We start from the raw sequence: 15,917 nt of genomic DNA, 5'->3' as shown, positions 1-15,917 counted from the left end.
GCGTCCAGGCGGCGTCGGTAGCCTCGGAGTCGTGAGCGAATCCCGACCCCTCTCCGCGATTCCGCCCGTTGCCGCCCGAGCGATCGCGTTCGTGACGATCCTCCTCGGCGGCCTGGCCGGCGGCCTCATCGGCTACGCACTCGTCGATCTCCAGACGAGCGGCGACAACACGGTCGCCAAGGGCTTCGGGCTGCTCATCGGTGCCGTCCTGTGCGCCGCCGGTCTCGCCATCGTCGCGGTGCTCGCCCTGCGTGCGATGGGCGAATGGCGCGAGATCAACGACCGCGAACGCGCCGGGCACGCTCCCCGATGAGCGTCTCCGACGACGAGCGCCGCGAACTCCGGGCGCTGGCCGAGCGCCTCGCACGCGAAGCCGGCGCCATCGCGCTCGACGGTCGACGGGCGGCCGGTAGCTCGTTCGGCGGCGACACCAAGTCGACCAGCACCGACCTCGTCACCGAGTTCGACCGCGCCGCAGAGGCCCACATCGTCGGTGAACTCCGCCGTATCCGTCCCGACGATGCGATCGTCGGCGAGGAAGGCACGGACGACACCGGCACGTCGGGCTTCGCCTGGCACGTCGACCCGATCGACGGCACGACGAACTACGTCTACGACCACCAGGCCTGGTCGTGCTCGGTCGCCGTCGCCCACGGTGACGAGATGATCGCCGGTGCGGTCGCCGTGCCACCGGTTGACGAGCTCTTCAGCGCCCACCTCGGCGGCGGCGCCACCCGCAACGGCGTCGCCATCGAGGCGAGCGACCGCAGCGACGTCGCGCTCGCCCTCGTCGGCACCGGGTTCGCCTACGCCGCCGACGTGCGTCGAGTCCAGGCCGGCATCGTCGCCGAGCTGATCGGCGACGTCCGCGACATCCGTCGGCTGGGCTCCGCCGCGTACGACCTGTGCATGGTCGCGTGCGGTCGCCTCGACGTCTACTACGAGCGTCACCTGAACTCGTGGGACGCCGCGGCGGGCGAGCTCATCGCCCGCGAAGCCGGCGCGATCACCAGCGACAGCGTGGGCGGCCGTGCCCGACCCGACGACACGGTGGCCGCCGCGCCGCAGGTCCACGCGGCGTTTCTGGCCGTGCTGCAGCGGGCGATCGACGCCTCACCAGGCACTTCCTGACCTATTGCCCGCCGAACGGCGTCGTTTTGCGGCATCATGGAGGCCGTGGGTACCCGCATCCTCGCCGTGGAAGACGACGAACGCATCCGTTCGGCGGTCAAACTCGCGCTCGAAGACGAGGGCTGGACGGTCGACGAAGCCGAGAGCGGCGAGGTCGCGATCGAGCTGTTCAACCAGGTCGTCCCCGACGTCGTCCTGATCGACATCATGCTGCCCGGCATCGACGGATTCGAGCTGTGTCGCACGATCCGCCGCACGAGCGACGTCCCCGTCGTAATGGTCACGGCGCGCAACGACACCCATGACATCGTCGCCGGTCTCGAAGCCGGCGCCGACGACTACCTCACCAAGCCGTTCCAGGCCAAGGAGCTGTCGGCCCGGATCCGGGCGCTGCTCCGCCGTGTGCGCCCGTCGGGCCCGTCGCACGCTCGCCTGGTGTTCGGCGACCTCGAACTCGTCCCCGAGGAGGGCAAGGTCCTCAAGGACGGCGACGAGGTGCACCTCACCAAGACCGAGTTCCGGTTGCTGTGCGAACTCGCCGAGAACCCGGGCAAGGTGTTCAGCCGTGAGGCCCTGCTCGACAAGGTGTGGGGCTACGACTACTTCGGTGACGGCCGTCTGGTCGACGTGCACGTCCGCCGTCTGCGCACCAAGGTCGAGAACGATCCCGCCAACCCCCGCCACGTCGTGACGGTGCGCGGCCTCGGCTACCGCCTCCAGACCTGAGCGGCGCGGTGGGCGCCTCGTTCGAGTTGACGCCGTGAGCACGATCGCCAGCGCCCCACCGGCCACGATCGGCTCGCTCCAGGACGGTCCCGCACCTCCCGCACGCGGCGGGTGGGGTCTGCGTCGCCGCATCCTGCTGACGTTCTCGTTCGGCGCACTGGGCCTGTCGGTGCTGCTCGCGTTCCTCACCTACGGCTTCGCCCGGACGTCGGTGGTGCAGCAGCACGACACGGCCTCGCGCGACGCCGCCAGGTTGCACGCCATCCAGACCCAGCAGGCGTTGCGAGCGGGTCCGCCGAACTCGGCGCAGGCGCTGGAGGCGCTCGAGAGCATCGGCGTCGACCGCCCCCTGATCTGGTACAACGCCGACTGGCGCGAGGGCGAGACGTTCTACGACGAGACCGAGGTCCCCGACGACCTGAGCGAGCGCGTGATCCTCGAGGGCGTCGCCTCCCGCAAGATCGTCGACGTTCGTGGCGAACCGAACCTGCTCGTCGGATACCCGCTCGACGACGACGAGTCCGCGTACTTCGAGTTCTTCAGCCTCGGCGAGGTCGAGGAGACGCTGCAGTCAGTGCGGCTGTCACTGCTGCTCGGCACCCTGATCACCACGGCGCTCGGCATCGCACTGGGGTCGTTCGCTGCTCGTCGAGCGGTGCGGCCCGTGGGTGTGGCCGCGCAGGCCGCCAAGGCGATCGCGGGCGGCCGGCTCGACACCCGACTCGAACCGACCGAAGATCCCGACCTGAGCGTGCTCGCCAACTCGTTCAACGACATGGCGAACTCGCTCCAGACGCGCATCGAACGCGACGCCCGATTCGCTTCCGACGTCAGCCACGAGCTGCGGTCACCGCTCATGACGCTCTCGGCCTCGGTCGAGGTGATGGACGCCCGGCGCGACGAGATGCCCGAGCGTGCGCAGGCGGCGCTCGATCTGCTCAAGAGCGACGTGATCCGGTTCCAGGGGCTCGTCGAGGACCTGCTCGAGATCAGCCGGTTCGATGCCGGCGCGGTCCGGCTTCACATGGAAGAGCTGCTCGTCGCAGAGTTCGTGCGGGCGGCGGTGTCGGTGAGCAGCCTGCCCGACACGTCGGTCGCAGTGAGCGAACGAGCCGAGATGCTGCTGATCAACGGCGACCGTCGCCGCCTCGCCCGCGTCGTCGCCAACCTGATCGACAACGCACGGGTCCACGGTGGCGGCCGGCCGGAGGTTGCGATCAGCGAGGTCACCCCCGACGGCGATGGGCCGATCACACTCGTCCGGATCGCTGTCGAAGACCACGGTGCCGGCGTCCCGGAGCACGAACGCGACCTCGTGTTCGAACGCTTCGCCCGTGGCGGCGTGGCAGGTCGACGGGCCTCGAACGACGGTGCGGGCCTCGGCCTGTCGCTGGTCGACGAACATGTCCGGATGCACGGTGGCAAGGTGTGGGTGACCGACCGTCTCGACGGCGAACCAGGCGCCCGGTTCGTGATCGAGTTGCCGGCGGAGGAACTCGACGAATGACCCGCATCCGACTCGCCTGCCTGACCATCGGGCTGCTCGCGGCCGCGGCGTGCGGCGTGCAGCCCGACTCGTCGCCGCGCGACCTGCCCGAGGCCGAGCAGGCACTCGAGACGTCCGACGAGTCGTCGGGAGACATCGCGGCGGGCGCCGACCGCATCTACCTGATCGGTCCGGGCGACGACCGCCTGCTCCGCTCGGTGCAGCGTGAAGCCGACTCGGCGACCGATCTGATGGAGACCCTGCTGCGCGGACCGAACGATGACGAGATCGAGGCGCAGTTCACGACGGCCATCCCGTCGACGACCGAACTCAACGACGCGACCATCCAGGGACAGAACCTGACGGTCGACCTGTCGGCCGACATCATCGAGCTCGACACCCAGAGCCTCGTGCGTGCGATCGCACAGATCGTGTACACGGCGACCGAGCTCGACGGCATCGAGACCGTCCAGATCGAGATCGACAACGAGCGCCTCTCCGCACCGACGCCGGGCGGCGACACGACGGCCTCGCCGCTGCGCGTCTACGACTATCCCGGTCTGATCCAGACCAGCCAGCCCGCCTTCCCGGCCGGGCCCGTCAGCAACGCCTGATCAGGCGAAGAAGATCTCGGCGACGTCGGTGTAGAGGGCAGGGTCGACCGGCCGGGTCCGGCCGATCACGTCGACGAGCGGGGTCTCCCCGATCTCGGCACCGTGCAGGGCCACCATCGTGCCGAACGCACCACGGTGGACGGCGTCGATCGCTGCGACGCCGAACCGGGTCGACAGCACGCGGTCGTACGCGGTCGGGGTGCCGCCGCGCTGCACGTGACCGAGCAGCACCGGCCGCGTCTCGAACCCGGTGCGGAGGCCGATCTCGGAGGCGAGCAGGTTGCCGATGCCGCCGAGCCGGACATGACCGAAGCGGTCGATCTCGCGCTCGCCGACGTCGAACGTGCCTTCCTTGGGCGTGGCGCCCTCGGCGACGACGATGATCGAGGCGAACCGGCCACGGTTGTGCCGACGGATGATGCGTTCGCATACCTCGTCGATGTCGAATGGGTGCTCCGGGATCAGGACGGCCGTCGCACCGCCGGCGATGCCGGCCGTCGTCGCGATCCAGCCACTGTGTCGGCCCATCACCTCGACGACCATCACACGGTCGTGACTCTCGGCGGTGGTGTGGAGCCGGTCGATGGCGTCGGTCGCGATCTGGACGGCGGTGTTGAAGCCGAAGGTGACGTCGGTGCCCTCGATGTCGTTGTCGATCGTCTTGGGAACACCGACGACGGGGATGCCGTGCTCGTTGTACAGCTTGCACGCGACCGACAACGAGCCGTTGCCGCCGATCACGATGAGCGCCTCGAGGCCGAGCTCGGCCATCGCGGTCTTGACGCGGTCGACGCCGTCGGGATGATCGAACGGGCTGCCGCGACGGGTGCCGAGCACGGTGCCACCGCGGGGCAGCGAGCCGCGCATCGTCTCGATGGTGAGCGGCGTCGTTCGACGTTCCATCACGCCGTCCCACGCGTCGACGAAACCGACGAGCTCGTCGCCGAAGACGCGTTCGCCCTTGCGGGCGATGGCGCGCAGGACCGCGTTCAGCCCTGGGCAGTCGCCTCCACCGGTGAGCACTCCGACACGCACGGCCGTTGAGCCTACGCGTCCGGGGTGGGGCTGCAACCGCTCCCGACCCGACGGGCGCCGCGTCACGTTCCGCCAGGGGTTTTCTGGCCGGTTTTTCGTCTCAGATGGTAGGAACGAGCCATGGCATGGGATTCCACCCGCCCGGTTCCGTGGCGACGGATGGTCAACGAATGGCTGATCTACGTCGCCATCATGTTCGTGCTGTTCCTGTTCGTGTTCGACAACTCGTCGATCGTCGGCGTGACGGCCGGCCTGCTCGTCAGCGGCCCGCTCTACCTGGGGTTCGGCTACGTGTTGGCGAAGTTCGGATATCGACGCAAGACGCTGAAGGAACTGCGCGCCGAGTCGGCCGCCAAGGCATCGTCGTCGAAGGCCGACGAGGCTGCCCCGGCCGGCCCCAAGCCGAAGGCGGCGCCCACCAGCCGCACCGGTGGCGGCCAGTCCCGCCCCGGCGGCAAGCGCAAGCGCCGCTGACCGGCGAACGGGCGTCTGCGCAGATCGGCGAACTACGGTGATCGGCCGTGAGTGATCGAGATGTGTGCGTCATCGCCATCGACGCCGGCACGACCGGCGTCCGCAGTCGAGCCGTGTTCCCCGATGGGCGGCCGGCGGTCGCGTCGTACCGCGAGTTCACCCAGCACTACCCGCAACCGGGCTGGGTCGAGCACGACGCCACCGAGATCTGGGAGGCGGCTCGCACGACCCTCGACGACGTGATCGCCGAGGTCGGGCTCGACCACGTCGCCGCGATCGGGATCACCAACCAGCGCGAGACGGTCGTCGCCTGGAACCGCACCACCGGCGAGCCGTACGGCACGGCGATCGTGTGGCAAGACCGTCGAACCGCCGGGCGCTGTGACGAGCTCGAAGCGGCGGGCCATCTCGAACTGGTCCGCGACCGGACCGGGCTCGTGCTCGACCCGTACTTCTCCGGCACCAAGTTCGAATGGCTGCTGCGCGAACGAGACATCCCGACCGACGACGATCTCGCACTCGGCACGATCGACTCCTGGCTGATCTGGAACCTGACGGGCGGCGACGTCCACGCGACCGACGTGACCAACGCCAGCCGCACGATGCTGTTCGACATCGGCGAACGCCGTTGGTGCCCCGACCTCTGTGAGCTGCTCCACGTACCGATCGACGCCCTGCCGGAGGTGCGTCCCTCGAGTGGCAGGTTCGGCGTCACCTCCGACCGGTGCGGTGTGCCCGCCGGTATCCCGGTCAGCGGAGTCGCTGGCGACCAGCAAGCCGCACTGTTCGGCCAGGCCTGCTTCGAGCCCGGCATGGCGAAGAACACCTACGGCACCGGCAGTTTCGTCCTGCTCAACGTGGGAGCCGACTACCCCGAACCGACCGAGGGCATGCTGACCACCATCGCCTGGGAGCTCGCCGACGGCACCGTCGCCTACGCCCTCGAGGGTGCCATCTTCGTGACCGGCGCCGCGATCCAGTGGCTGCGCGACGGGCTCGGCATCATCGACGAGGCGGCCGAGATCGGCCCGATGGCGGCGAGTGTCCCCGACTCCGACGGCGTCTTCGTGGTGCCGGCGTTCACCGGGCTCGGCTCACCGTGGTGGGATCCGTACGCCCGTGGCACGATCGTCGGCATCACCCGTGGCACGACCCGAGCTCACATCGCCCGGGCGGTCGTCGAGTCGATGACGTACCAGACCCGCGACGTCGTCGATGCCATGGTCGCCGCCAGCGGCACCCCGATCACCGATCTGCGGGTCGACGGTGGGGCGTCGGTGATGGACGACATGTTGCAGATGCAGGCCGACCAGCTCGGCGTCACCGTCCGCCGTCCGGTCGATCAGGAGACGACGGCGATCGGCGCGGCGTTCCTGGCCGGCCTCGCGGAGGGTGTGTGGCCCGATCTCGACGCCATCCAGGCCGCCTGGCAGCTCGACGCCACGTTCGAACCCGAGCCCGATCGCACCGTCAGCGACACCGCCCACGCCCAGTGGCTACGAGCCGTCGACCGCAGCCGAGCCTGGGCCGACTGACGACCGGTCGGTTGATGTCAGACATCAACCGACCAACCAGGAACTCGGGCTCGAACGACCTGGTCGGTTGATGTCAGACATCAACCGACATCAACCGACGAGGAGGGGGTCGGCGACTCGGGTGAAGAGGTCGAGGCGGACCCGTTCGCGTTCGTGGATCGGGCGGTCGCTCCGGCCGGCTGCGATCCACGCGCCGGCGAGGGGCAGATCGGCCCAGAACAGATCGCCCGTCGCCTGGCTCGGGTCGATGAGGTGGCTCCGCCCGGCCAGGAGCGACGACACGAACTCGGCGTTCGGCGTATCCCCTCGCGATGCGACGATCGCACCGTCGCGCACGACCATCGTCCACTCCGACTCCGTCAGGCGGAGCGCTGCGTCGGCGAACCGGTCGAGTCGCTCACTCGCGGCCGCCTCGGCGACCTCGGCGGCGAGCGACAGCGCCAGCAACCCGCCGTCGACGTAGCCGCCGTCGAGCGGGCGGACGTGCTCGACCGACACCCCGTCGATGGCGTGCACCTCGTTCATCATCAAGTCGACGAGGTCGGCATCGGGCAACGCCACGACGAGTTCGTCGATCACGCGGCCGCCGCCCGACTCGAGGATCTCGATCGCGAGCACGTCGCCCTTCACGGCACCGACGCGGCTGGCCACCTGGCCGAGCGCGCCGGGGCGATCGGGCAGCCAGACGCGGACGACGACAGTGTACACGGGCGGCAGGGTAGACACGGGATGTAACGCCTCTGTGTCGGCGACGTGACAGTCTCGCCCCGCCGCGGACGCGTGTGGAGCGTCGGCCTCAGCCGAGCTTGGTGAGGCCCTTGCGCAGATTGCGGATCGCCTGCTGGATCCGCTTCTCGTTCTCGATCAGTGCGAAGCGGGCGTATCCCTCGCCGCCGGGGCCGAAGCCGACACCGGGCGAGAGTGCGACGTCGCACTCGTTGACGACCATCGAGCAGAACTCCACCGAATCCATCTCGGCGTATGCCTCGGGAATCGGCGCCCACACGAACATGGTGCCGCCGGGCTTGGGGACGTCCCAGCCGATCCGTCCGAGCCCGTCGATCAGGGTGTCGCAGCGGCTCTCGTACGTGGCGCACACCTCCTTCGGGAAGTCGGCGGCCTCGTTGATCGTCACGGTCGACGCGATCTGCACCGGCTGGAACATGCCGTAGTCGAGATAGCTCTTCAGCTTGACGAGCGCCTGGACGACTTCGGCGTTGCCGAGCATGAACGCGCTGCGCCAGCCGGCCATCGAGAAGCTCTTCGTCATCGAGTACTGCTCGACCGCGACTTCCTTGGCGCCCTCGGCCTGGAGGATCGACGGGGGCTGGACCCCGTCGAAGCCGACGTCGGCGTAGGCGAAGTCGTGCACCACGATCATCTCTCGCTCGCGGCAGAAGTCGACGACGCGCTGCATGAAGTCGAGGTCGACACAGGCGCCGGTCGGGTTGTGCGGGAACGAGATGACGAGCACGCGCGGCTTGGGCCAGCCGACGTCGTACGCGGTGTGGAGGCTGTCGAAGAAGTTCTCCGTGAAGTTCTCGCGGGCCTCGGGGTGGCTCAGGCCCTTGATCGGCACCTGGCGCAGGTCGGCGCCGGCGAACAGCGGGCCGTACATGTGGATCGGGTAGCTCGGCGTGGGGACGATCGCGGCGTCGCCCTGTTCGAGCAGTACCCACATGAGGTGGCTGAAGCCTTCCTTCGAGCCGATCGTGTTGGTGATCTCGAGCTCGGGGTCGAGGTCGACGTCCCAGGTGTCCTTGTAGTAGCCGGCGATCGCCTCACGCAGCTTCGGCAGACCACGGCTGAGCGAGTAGCGGTGGTTGCGCGGGTTCTGGGCCGCCTCGGTCAGCTTCTGGACCGCGATCTCGGGCGACGGGATGTCGGGGTTGCCGAAACCCAGGTCGATCACGTCTGCGCCTGCTCGACGTGCTTCGACCTTCAGGTTGTTGATGATCGTGAACACGTACGGCGGCAGATTCGAGATCCGGCGGAATTCCATGTGAGCGACGCTACAGGCTCGGCCCCGCCCGCCCATGGTGCGATTGACGCAAAGTGAAGCAGCCGGGTTCGGCGGTCGTAAGCTCACCGGAATGAGCAAGACGCCTGCTGATGGCTGCATCTTCGTCGTGATCGAGATCCCGCGTGGGAGCCGCAACAAGTACGAGATCGACCACGAAGGCGGCCGGGTCTTCCTCGACCGCCGCCTGTTCACGGCCACCACGTATCCGGCCGACTACGGCTTCGTGCCCGACACGCTGGCCGGCGACGGCGACCCGCTCGACGCCCTCGTCCTGCTCGAAGATCCGGTGTACCCGGGGGTCTGGGTCGAGGCTCGCCCGATCGGTGTGCTGTACATGCGCGACGAGGCGGGCGAGGACGCCAAACTCATCTGCGTGCCGCCGAAGGAACCGCGCTGGGCGAACGTGCACGACATCGACGACCTCACCCCGCAGCTCCGGGCCGAGATCACGCACTTCTTCGAGGTCTACAAGGCCCTCGAGCCCGACAAGTACTCCTCCGCCCAGGGCATGGGCGGCCGCGACGAGGCCTGGGAAGAGATCAGGACCTCCCAGCAGAACTTCGCCGCCAACCCCCACTGACGACGGCGGTTCGCCGGCGTCGCGACGGCTTGCGTCGTCTCACCAGGCGTCGTGGGCCGCCCAGAGGAGGGAGGCGCCGACGGCGCCGGCTCGTTCGCTCCAGCGGGCGAACTCGATGCGCGGCATCGGGCGAAGGTCGGGCTGGTAGATCAGCTCCTGGTACCACGCCTTGATCGGGTCGAGGTACAGGTCGGCGCCCGCCGCCAGTCCCCCACCGAGCACGAACATCTCCGGATCGAGTGCGTTCGACAGTGAGACGAGTCCGATCGCGACCCACCGGCCGAAGTCGTCGATGACGGCGAGCGAGTCGGCGTCGCCTTCTCGGGCTGCCTGCTGCACCATCTCGCCGCGAACCGCTTCGGGGTCGCCGCCGGCGAGTTCGAGCACCCTGCTCACCCGCCGCCCGACCGCCGCTTCGCGAGCGAGCCGGGCGAGGCCGGAACCGGAGGCGTAGCGTTCCCAGCAGCCGCGTCGGCCGCACGGGCAGGGCGGTCCGGCCGGGTCGACCACCATGTGGCCGTACTCCCCCGCGAACCCGTTTCGACCGCGCTGGAGGTGACCGGATTGCACGAGTCCACCGCCGATGCCGGTGCCGAGGGTGACGAGCACCATGTCGGACACGCCCTGCGCGGCGCCGAACATCCACTCGGCCACGGTGGCGCACGTCGCATCGTTGTCGACGCGGACGCGATGACCGACCTCGGCGCCGAGCCGGCCGGCGATGTCGACGTCGGCGACGCCGTCGAGGTTCGGGGCGGCCCGCAGGACACCGGCTCGGGTCACGAGGCCGGGCACACCGACGCCGAGTTCGTCGTACGGTCCGAGCGCGTCGGCGAGTTCGGCGAGGGTGTCGATCAGCAGCGGGATCGAGCCGTCGCCGCGCGGGGTGGGTCGACGCTCTTCGGCGACGATCTCACCGTCGGCGTCGAGCGCGATGCCGAGGCACTTGGTGCCGCCGACGTCGATGCCGACGGACAGACCGGTCGACACGGGAGGCCCCTCAGGCCTCGGCGAACGTCTTCAGTTCCTTGATGGCGTTCAGGATGCGGCGCTCGGCGCGACGCTTCACGAAACCCGGCAGCGGGACGACCAGTTCGATGGCGAGGTCGTACTGCACGTGGGTGTTGCCGTCGTCGGTGGACTGGAACGTGAACGCGCCGTCGATCGATCGCTGGATGTCGCCCTTCACCATGCTCCAGGCGAGCTTCTTCGGTGCGGAGGTGTAGTCGTACTCGAGGGTGTAGTGCGTGCTGCGCCCGAGTGCGGACGTGCGGAACTCGACCTCGTGCGGGCGGCCTTCGTCGTCACGGTTGGTGATGACGACTTCCTTCACGTCGTGGGTCCACGTCGGGTAGTTCTCGAGATCGGTGGCGATCTCCCACACCTTGTCGAGAGGCGCCGCAATGGTGATCGATTCGGTCGCGGTCTCAGCCATGGTCTGCATTCTGCCTGATTTCCTCATCTGATGGGGTGGTTTGTCGGCGCGGCTCGAAGGTGCCGTGGGTCACCGCCCACAGTCCGTTCAGTCCGAACCCGAGCATCGGCACCAGGAAACCGACCGCCAGGGACGAGCCGGGGTTGCCCTCGGGGCCGTTCGGCCGCATGAACGTCGTCACGAGTGCGATGAGGAACTGGGCGAGCAGTGCCAGGTTCATCGTGCGTCGGACCACGCTCGGGATCGCCGCTCCCATCAGCATGTAGAGCTGGGTGACGGCGATCTCCTCGGTGCGGCTGCGCTGCACGGCCGACCAGTACGACCACAAGAACGCGAACACACCGATGGTGAACAGGATCATCGCCGTGATCGCACCGATCCACTGGGCTGTCGTGTCGAACACGACCGCGGCATAGGTGGCGGTGACGGCGAACACGAGCGTCAGCGCGATATCGACCCGGATGATCGCGTCGCGGTGCTCCATACCCCCAGGCTACGGGTGACGAGCCCGGTTGCGGGGGTCGGGCGATCAGACGTCGAGGGCGGCCCCGAGGCGGGCGGCCAAGACGTCGTAGCTGAAGTCGGTCAGCGCCCGTTCGCGTGCCGCCGCGCCCATCCGGGTCCGCAGCGCCTCGTCGTCGAGCAGGGTCGCGAACGCCTCGGCGGCGCGGGCCGGAGCGTCGTCGGCGCCCGGCTCGTCGAGCACCAGACCGGTCTCACCGTCGGCCACCGCTTCGGCAGCTCCGCCGCTCTGGCCGGCGACCTGGGGAACCCCGCAAGCGGCCGCTTCGACGAACACGATGCCGAATCCTTCCTGCTCGAGACCGCCCCACCGGTTGCGGCACAGCATGGTGAACACGTCGGCGCAGCCGTAGATGCGCGGGAGATCGTCGTTCGCCACTCGGCCGAGGAAGCGGACGGGTGCGTCGAGCTCGTCGGCGAGCTTGCGGAGGCGGTCGTCGTCGCGGCCCTTCCCGGCGATCGCCAACACGAGGTCGGGATGCGACTCGCGCATGCGAGCGACCGCCCGGATCGCGGTGTCGAATCCCTTGCGGGGTACGAGGCGCGACACGCCGACGATCACCTGACCGTCGACGGGCAGACCGAAATCGGCGCGGGCGGCGGAGCGCTCGGGGGCGGTCAGGGGGCGGAACCGTTCGGTGTCGACGCCGGGTGGCACGACGGTGGTCGGCAATGCTCGCCCGGCTGCACGATCGGCCTCGGCCGACGAGTACTCACCCGCTGCGATCACGTGCCGGGCGTTGCGGAGCACCCAGGCCAGCGCCTGCTTGCTGCCGGGGAGACGACCGGGCACGGTGACCTCGGCGCCGTGGAGCACGACGTCATACGGGAGGTCGAGGGTGGGCCCGATCAGCCCGAGCGGCACGGCAGGGTCGAGCACGACGAGTTCGGCACCGAACTCCTTCGCCATGTCGTTGACGCGCTTGGTCATGATCGGGTGCGGCAACAGCACCGGCTCGGGCACCCGGTCGACGCGGAACGCCTGCTCGGCATCGAACTCGGCGGCGCCGTCGTACGGGCTGGTGAGCACGGCGAACTGCTCGGGCGGCAGCCGACGCCACCACTCCCACAGGAGGGACTGGATGCCGCCGATCTTGGGTGGGAAGTCGTTGGTGACGAGGAGGTGCTTCACGGTCGTTCGCTGGATTGCAGGCCGAGCCGCCCGGCCGCCCAGTCGGCGTGCTCGCGCAGCAGCTCGCTGTCGTGGGCACGGTAGTGGTCGAGCACGCGGCGGGTGCGTTCATCGGCGGCATCGCCGACGTTGCCGAGTACGACGAGGGCGTTGCGTCGCCACCAGATGGGGTCGCGGCCGGCGAGGTACCAACGACCGAAGTGGGCGACCAGGTCGTCGTCGGACATCTCGAGCACGTCGAGCATGTCGACCCAGGCCTGCACCCCGCCGTCGGGTGGGTGCTGGCCACGGGGGTGCCGCGCCAGTTCGACGATGTCGACCTCGTGGCGGCCTCCCAGGCGCACCGTGGGCGGACACACCTCCTGGCAGTCGTCGCACCCGTAGAAGCGATCGCCGAGCGCTTCGCGATACTCGTGCGGGAACGTGCCCGGCTGTTGCACCAGCCAGGCGAGACACCGATTGGCGTCGACCACCCCGGGGGCGACGATCGCCCCGGTGGGGCACCCGTCGAGGCACCGGCGGCAGCTACCGCAGCCGTCCTTGACCGGCTCGTTCGGCTCGTAGTGGGCAGTGGTGATGATCGAACCGAGCACGAAGAAACTGCCGGCGCCGGGGAGGAGCAGGTTGGCGTTCTTGCCGAACCAGCCGAGACCGCCGCGGTAGGCGACTTCGCGGTCGACGATCGAGTTGTCGTCGGTGAACGCCGTGGCCCGGTGGCCGGAACGGCGGATGCGACGGGCGATCTCCTGCAGGCTCGTGCGCAATGGGCCGTAGTGGTCGACCCAGGCGTAGCGGCCGACTCGCCCCTGGACGCCGGGAGGGCGTTCCGGTTCGTGCTCGGCCAGGTACGGCTTGGCGAACACGAGCACCGAGCGGGCGCCTTCGACCGCTCGGGACGGGTCGGTGGATCGGTCGGGATTGCGGTACGTGAACTCCATGCCGGCGTGGAGACCGGCCTCCTTGCGTTCGACGAGCGCGATGCGGGCACGCTCGAGCACATCGGCCGGTGCGACACCGACGTGGTGGATGTCGTGCTCGGACGCGAGCGCGACCAGTTCGTCCCAGGTCGGGAGCGGCTCGGTGCGTCGCATGCGACCAGCGTACGAGCAGCCTCGCCGGGTCAGCTGGCGACGTCGTACCGCAGGTCGGGCACCAGCCCGGCCTTGCCGAGCAGGCGCACGACTCGCACCTGATCGAGGTCGAGCACGAGCGGCGTCTGCTCGACCTGTTCGTCGTCTCGTAGGAGGAAGCTGACGACGCAGTCGTCGCACGCCGAGGTGCTCTGCATCCGGCAGTCGTCGCAGCTGATGGTGATGCCCCAACCGTTCTTGTTCATGCACCCCATCCTGACGAAGGGCTGTCACACAGTTTCCGAGCCGCCCACCGTTCCCGGGTCAGGTGTCGGAGGTGACGAACGAACTCGGCCCGCCACTCCGGGTCAGGTGTCGGAGGTGACGGCGAACTCGGCCCGCCACTCCGGGTCAGGTGTCGGAGGTGGCGAACGAACTCGGCCCGCCACTCCGGGTCAGGTGTCGGAGGTGACGGCGAGGAACGAGCCGTTACCGGCAGATCACCTGACCCGGGACGGGTGCGCGACCGGACTCATCGTTCAGTGCTTGGTCGCGCGAAGGACGATGTCGTCGTGGTGGTGGGTGTTGTGGCCGGCGGGGCGGTTGCGGACACCGTGTTCGACGATCGTCCAGGTAGCGGTGTCGAGCCGGGCGGCGATGTCGTCGACCTGGACGTACGCCCGCTGGTCGAACGCAGGCGTGTGGCCGTGGTGGACGTGGCCGTCGAAGGAGTGCCCGACCACCAGCAGCGTCCCGCCGGGCGACACGGCGTCGAGCATCGCCTCGATCGCCTCGCCCTCCGGCGTGCGGGGAATGGCCGGGTAGAAGAGCGACACGAGATCGAACGATCCGGGCTCGAACCCGGCCGACGGCAGGTCGGCACACACCGTCTCGACCGACACACCCCGCGAGGCCGCGGCGGCCGACGCCCGCTCCAGGGCCGGCGCTGCGACGTCGAGCGCGACGACCTTCCACCCCTGCTCGGCCAGCCAGACCGAATCGGCGCCCTCACCACACCCGACGTCGAGCACCCGACCGGGCTCCATCGCGTCGACCTCCACGACCAGCGTCCCGTTCGGGTTCCCGCTCCACACCTGGTCGGCGGAGCCGTACCGGAGGTCCCACTCGTTCGGCGACGCCGCAGCGTCGGCCAGGTCGTCGTGCACCAACTCGGCGTTGATGACGGCGCCGGCCATGCTGCCCGCTGCCGCCGCCGGCAGCACCTGCAACATCGGGTTGGCGACGTTGCCGGCGGCGTACACGCCGCGCACCGCGGTCGCGCCCATGTCGCCGACCTCGATCGACGTCGCGATGCCGGACGGGTGGACGACCGGTTCGATGCCGAGCGGGGCGAGCATGTCGGCTCGGGCCCGGATGAAGGTGGCGACGGCAACCGCGTCGGCGTCGACGATCTGGCCGCTGCGGAGCTCCAGGCCCGTCATTCGACCGCCCGATGCCACGACCCGCATCGCCGGCTCGGCGACCACCTCGACACCGTGCTGCGACAGGTCGACCAGGGCTGCGAGCCCCTGCTCCCCCACCGCCTCGGGGTCGTGCACGACGACCGTGACGTCGTCGCTCAGCTGGCGGAACAGGCCGGCCTGGTGTGCCGCCATCGGATTGGAGGCGACGACCACGATCCGCTGGTCGCGCACTTCCCACCCGTGGCAGTACGGGCAGTGGATCACCTGGTCGCCCCAGTGGTCGGCGAGTCCGTCGATGGCGGGCAGCTCGTCGGTCGCTCCGGTGGCCACGAGCACCTTGCGTGCGCGCACGACACCGTCGGCGAGGCGGGCGACGAAGCGGTCGCCGTCGCGCTCGACCGTGTCGACCTGTCCCTCGAGGATTTCGACGCCGTAGCTGCGCACCTCTTCCCGCCCGGCGGCGACGAGTTCACTCGGCGACTTGCCCTCGTAGCCGAGGTAGCCGTGCATGTGGGCCGCCGGCGCATTGCGCGGCTCGCCGCCGTCGACGACGATCACCGACCGTCGTGACCGGGCGAGCATCAACGCTCCGGCCAGACCTGCGGCCGAGCCGCCGATCACCGCCACGTCGCACCAGCGCTGGAATCCGTTCGAATCGCTCATGTCGGAAACGGTAGAGGGCTTTTCAGTTTTCGCCGAACGACTTGCGGAATTCGCAAGGTTCGCCCGC

At 69.4% G+C, this 15,917-nt stretch carries 18 protein-coding genes; 8 read left to right on the top strand and 10 right to left on the bottom strand.

Annotated features, from left to right (window positions below; translation table 11 throughout):
• Positions 1 to 31: 31 nt before the first annotated feature.
• The 5 genes from BDK89_RS07440 to BDK89_RS07420 are packed head-to-tail and all read left to right on the top strand — an operon-like array spanning position 32 to position 3,957.
• On the top strand, positions 32 to 313 hold the full coding sequence (locus tag BDK89_RS07440; RefSeq protein ID WP_133868338.1) for a hypothetical protein: 282 nt from the start codon (positions 32 to 34) through the stop codon (positions 311 to 313).
• Positions 310 to 1,131 carry an inositol monophosphatase family protein gene (locus BDK89_RS07435; RefSeq protein WP_133868337.1) on the top strand — a complete coding sequence of 274 codons (822 nt, stop codon included), beginning with the start codon at positions 310 to 312 and terminating at the stop codon, positions 1,129 to 1,131. The genes BDK89_RS07440 and BDK89_RS07435 overlap by 4 nt, the downstream gene beginning before the upstream one ends.
• Positions 1,132 to 1,176: 45 nt before the next feature.
• On the top strand, positions 1,177 to 1,857 hold the full coding sequence (locus tag BDK89_RS07430) for a response regulator (protein ID WP_133868336.1): 681 nt from the start codon (positions 1,177 to 1,179) through the stop codon (positions 1,855 to 1,857).
• Positions 1,858 to 1,891: 34 nt separating this feature from the next.
• Complete coding sequence (locus BDK89_RS07425; RefSeq protein WP_133868335.1) at positions 1,892 to 3,364, top strand: HAMP domain-containing sensor histidine kinase; 1,473 nt, start codon at positions 1,892 to 1,894, stop codon at positions 3,362 to 3,364.
• Positions 3,361 to 3,957: a GerMN domain-containing protein gene (locus BDK89_RS07420; RefSeq protein WP_133868334.1), complete on the top strand. Its 597-nt coding sequence runs from the start codon at positions 3,361 to 3,363 to the stop codon at positions 3,955 to 3,957. The genes BDK89_RS07425 and BDK89_RS07420 overlap by 4 nt, the downstream gene beginning before the upstream one ends.
• On the opposite strand, the gene BDK89_RS07415 is transcribed toward BDK89_RS07420, so the two are convergent.
• Positions 3,958 to 4,992: an ATP-dependent 6-phosphofructokinase gene (locus BDK89_RS07415; protein ID WP_133868333.1), complete on the bottom strand. Its 1,035-nt coding sequence runs from the start codon at positions 4,990 to 4,992 to the stop codon at positions 3,958 to 3,960.
• 120 nt (positions 4,993 to 5,112) lie between these two features.
• On the opposite strand from BDK89_RS07415, the gene BDK89_RS07410 reads away from it, so the two are divergent.
• Together BDK89_RS07410 and glpK are read left to right on the top strand one after the other, a co-directional pair.
• Positions 5,113 to 5,466 (top strand): hypothetical protein, encoded by a 354-nt coding sequence (locus tag BDK89_RS07410; protein ID WP_133868332.1) that lies wholly within the window; start codon positions 5,113 to 5,115, stop codon positions 5,464 to 5,466.
• 47 nt (positions 5,467 to 5,513) lie between these two features.
• Positions 5,514 to 7,001, top strand: a complete 1,488-nt coding sequence (glpK, locus tag BDK89_RS07405) for a glycerol kinase GlpK (protein ID WP_208294000.1) — start codon at positions 5,514 to 5,516, stop codon at positions 6,999 to 7,001.
• A 90-nt stretch (positions 7,002 to 7,091) separates the two neighbouring features.
• Here glpK and BDK89_RS07400 read toward each other — a convergent pair whose 3' ends face one another.
• Positions 7,092 to 7,709: an ACT domain-containing protein gene (locus BDK89_RS07400; RefSeq protein WP_133868331.1), complete on the bottom strand. Its 618-nt coding sequence runs from the start codon at positions 7,707 to 7,709 to the stop codon at positions 7,092 to 7,094.
• Between the two features lie 88 nt (positions 7,710 to 7,797).
• Entirely contained in the window at positions 7,798 to 9,003 is a 1,206-nt protein-coding gene (locus BDK89_RS07395; protein WP_133868330.1) for an aminotransferase class I/II-fold pyridoxal phosphate-dependent enzyme, read from the bottom strand.
• A 91-nt stretch (positions 9,004 to 9,094) separates the two neighbouring features.
• On the opposite strand from BDK89_RS07395, the gene BDK89_RS07390 reads away from it, so the two are divergent.
• The gene (locus tag BDK89_RS07390; RefSeq protein WP_133868329.1) at positions 9,095 to 9,604 is read left to right on the top strand and encodes an inorganic diphosphatase; all 510 of its coding nucleotides are present in this window, start codon (positions 9,095 to 9,097) and stop codon (positions 9,602 to 9,604) included.
• Between the two features lie 39 nt (positions 9,605 to 9,643).
• Here the strand turns inward: BDK89_RS07390 and BDK89_RS07385 are convergent, their stop codons facing one another.
• The 7 genes from BDK89_RS07385 to BDK89_RS07355 form a co-directional block, all read right to left on the bottom strand.
• Positions 9,644 to 10,594, bottom strand: a complete 951-nt coding sequence (locus BDK89_RS07385) for an ROK family protein (protein WP_133868328.1) — start codon at positions 10,592 to 10,594, stop codon at positions 9,644 to 9,646.
• A gap of 10 nt (positions 10,595 to 10,604) precedes the next feature.
• Complete coding sequence (locus BDK89_RS07380) at positions 10,605 to 11,039, bottom strand: SRPBCC family protein (protein WP_166657439.1); 435 nt, start codon at positions 11,037 to 11,039, stop codon at positions 10,605 to 10,607.
• On the bottom strand, positions 11,032 to 11,523 hold the full coding sequence (locus tag BDK89_RS07375; protein WP_133868326.1) for a hypothetical protein: 492 nt from the start codon (positions 11,521 to 11,523) through the stop codon (positions 11,032 to 11,034). Before BDK89_RS07375 ends, BDK89_RS07380 begins: the two co-directional genes overlap by 8 nt.
• 45 nt (positions 11,524 to 11,568) lie before the next feature.
• Positions 11,569 to 12,693 (bottom strand): glycosyltransferase family 4 protein, encoded by a 1,125-nt coding sequence (locus BDK89_RS07370; protein WP_133868325.1) that lies wholly within the window; start codon positions 12,691 to 12,693, stop codon positions 11,569 to 11,571.
• The gene (gene queG, locus BDK89_RS07365; RefSeq protein ID WP_133868324.1) at positions 12,690 to 13,784 is read right to left on the bottom strand and encodes a tRNA epoxyqueuosine(34) reductase QueG; all 1,095 of its coding nucleotides are present in this window, start codon (positions 13,782 to 13,784) and stop codon (positions 12,690 to 12,692) included. Before queG ends, BDK89_RS07370 begins: the two co-directional genes overlap by 4 nt.
• A gap of 29 nt (positions 13,785 to 13,813) precedes the next feature.
• Complete coding sequence (locus BDK89_RS07360; protein WP_133868323.1) at positions 13,814 to 14,029, bottom strand: hypothetical protein; 216 nt, start codon at positions 14,027 to 14,029, stop codon at positions 13,814 to 13,816.
• Positions 14,030 to 14,302: 273 nt separating this feature from the next.
• On the bottom strand, positions 14,303 to 15,850 hold the full coding sequence (locus BDK89_RS07355; RefSeq protein ID WP_133868322.1) for a bifunctional NAD(P)/FAD-dependent oxidoreductase/class I SAM-dependent methyltransferase: 1,548 nt from the start codon (positions 15,848 to 15,850) through the stop codon (positions 14,303 to 14,305).
• Positions 15,851 to 15,917 lie beyond the last annotated feature (67 nt).

It is taken from the genome of Ilumatobacter fluminis (genome assembly GCF_004364865.1).
In the GTDB taxonomy this organism is placed as follows: domain Bacteria; phylum Actinomycetota; class Acidimicrobiia; order Acidimicrobiales; family Ilumatobacteraceae; genus Ilumatobacter; species Ilumatobacter fluminis.
This window is presented reverse-complemented; position numbering and strand designations above follow the sequence as displayed.